The sequence below is a fragment of the Nocardia sp. NPDC004722 genome, from assembly GCF_053601505.1.
In genome coordinates, this window is the sequence record NZ_JBSGBY010000927.1 from 1 (window position 1) to 2,240 (window position 2,240).

The window sequence follows — 2,240 nt, forward strand, 5'->3', positions numbered from 1 at the left end:
GGTCACCATGATCTCGCCCAGCACCGGCAGTAGTTTGTCGTCCGTCCCGGCCACCGAGGTGCCGAGCGGACCGAAATCGCCCAGCCGCACCGGGTTGCCCAGCCCCGGCAGCCTGCCCAGCCGCGTTCGACTGCCCGGCCCCGCCAGCCTGCCCAGCCGTGCTGGACTGCCCAGTTGCGCCACTGCGCGCCGTGGAGTCGGACTTCGCCGACGCGGCCGACTGCTCCGCCGAGGGACTACGGGCAGCGCCCGGACCGCGCCCAAGCGGGTCCTCGCCCTCGGACCGGCCGCCGAAAGTATTGTCACCGCGCTGGTTACGTGCAGCGGCACGGCCCTGCGCACCGGCCAGGAAGCGGGCGAACACCGCTGCGAGGCCCGCACCCGGTCCGGGCCCGTGCCCACCGAGCGCGGATTCGTCAGCGCGCCAGCCGGTTTGCGCTCCGGCACCCGGTTCCGCGTCGGCACCGTTATCACCGCGCGCGGCGGCGTAGGCGTCCGCGAAGGGCAGATCCGTTGCCTCGGAGGCGTTTCCGGCGGCGTGCACGTACTGATGCCAGGCGTGGTACTCCGGGGAGTCGGGGTCGAGTTCGGGCGGGATCACCGGATCCACCGGGACACCCGCCAAAGCCTCGCGCAGCACGGTGACGATGGCGGTGCCGTGTTCGGCGATGGCGGCCACCACATCGTGGTGTTCACCGCGCACGATGGCCGCCGCCGCGCAGACCGGGCACCAGCTGCAGCTGTTCCATTCGGTGCGCCCGTCGGAGGCGGTGCGGCGCAGCACCGGTTCGACGCGTTCGAGCACGGCCTCGGCGAGCAGCCGCAGTTCCTCGGCGAATTCGCCGAGGTTCTCCTCCGGGTGACCGGGACGCGGGTGGGTCGTGGTCATTTCGGCCACACCTGAGGGTCGGGCCGGAAGCGGATGACCAACTGGTCGCCGTCGAGCTCGGCAGCCTCGACCGTGCACCGCCGCAATACCGGGGCCAGCCGCATGCGCCGCCGGACCCCGTCCGCTCCCACGATCAAATCGTCCTCCACTCGTCCCAGCCGCAGCGTCGACGGATCGACGATCGGCAGATGCATGCGCATCGCGAACATCGAGTGCACGCCGGCTCCCGACTCGAGCCGCACCATCGGCTCGGCGGGGACGGGCTGCACGCCGTCCGCATCTGTGCCAAGCATAGGGATCGGACGCGATCCCACCCAGTTACCACTCGCGTCCACCGCGTAGGACAAAGCACACAGTGAGCTCAGCCCCACCGGTTCGGCCCCGGCATGACCCACCACCTGCACGGGGACACCGCGCAGCCGCTTGGTCAGCTCGGTCACCACATCGAATTGCTCACCGCGGCGGTTGAAGTACCACTGCACGGCAGGATGCGGCGGCGTGGCCGGATCCGCGCCCGGCATCTCCGCCAGCACCTTGTTGACCAGCACCGCATCCAACCGGATACCCAGCAATGCGGCCGCCGAACGCACCCGGGCCGATTCCGCGACCGCGACGTGCTCCGCGGCGGTGACCAGGCGCGCGCCGGTGCGGGTGCGATCGGCCAGCAGGTCGCGGGCGTCGGTCACCGCGGACACGATCTGTTCCACGGTCACCGCCAGCACGGCCTTGCGGAAGTCGGTGCCGATGGCCTCCATGGTGCGCGAGTGCGCGGGCCACACCCGCTCGAGGTAACCGAGCACGGTGTCGGGCGCGGTCACGATGCGCAGCATGTCCGCCGAGGGCGGGCAGTCCACCACGATCACGTCCCAGCGCGCGTCCTTGGCGAACTGGGTGATCTCCAGCATCGCCAGCAGCTCCTGCACCCCGGGCAGTCCGGTCAGCTCGGCGGGATCCAGTGCGCCCAGGTCGAATCCGTGCTCATGCCCCGCCCCCGACGCCATGATCAATACCTGCCGGAACCGATCCTCCAGCAGCGCAAGCGAATCCACCTCGATGACATCGAGCGTCGCCGCGGCGGCGAGCGCATCCCCGCGCGGAACGGCCTGCGCCTGCCAGGCATTGGCCCGGCCGTGCTCCACACCGCCGAATCCCGGCTCGCCACCAACGGATCCCGTTGCGCCGCCGCCGAATTCGGGTTCCGGGCGCGGCGGCTGGAACATGGGCAGGGGGATGCTGGCGACGGCGGGTGTGGCGCCGCCGCCGTGGCGCAGGCGGAAGCCGAGGGCGTCGCCGAGGGAGTGGGCCTGGTCGAGGGAGGCCAGCAGGACTCGTTGACCGGTGCGGGCGTAGG

At 71.5% G+C, this 2,240-nt stretch carries 2 protein-coding genes; both read right to left on the reverse strand.

Annotation, left to right across the window (positions count from 1 at the left end):
* The coding region (locus ACWELQ_RS44140) for a hypothetical protein (protein ID WP_452402922.1) at nucleotides 1-889 on the reverse strand (889 nt) is incomplete at its 3' end.
* Nucleotides 886-2,240 (reverse strand): ArsA family ATPase (locus ACWELQ_RS44145; RefSeq protein ID WP_452402923.1); only part of this gene is annotated, 1,355 nt, incomplete at its 5' end. The genes ACWELQ_RS44145 and ACWELQ_RS44140, both read right to left, overlap by 4 nt.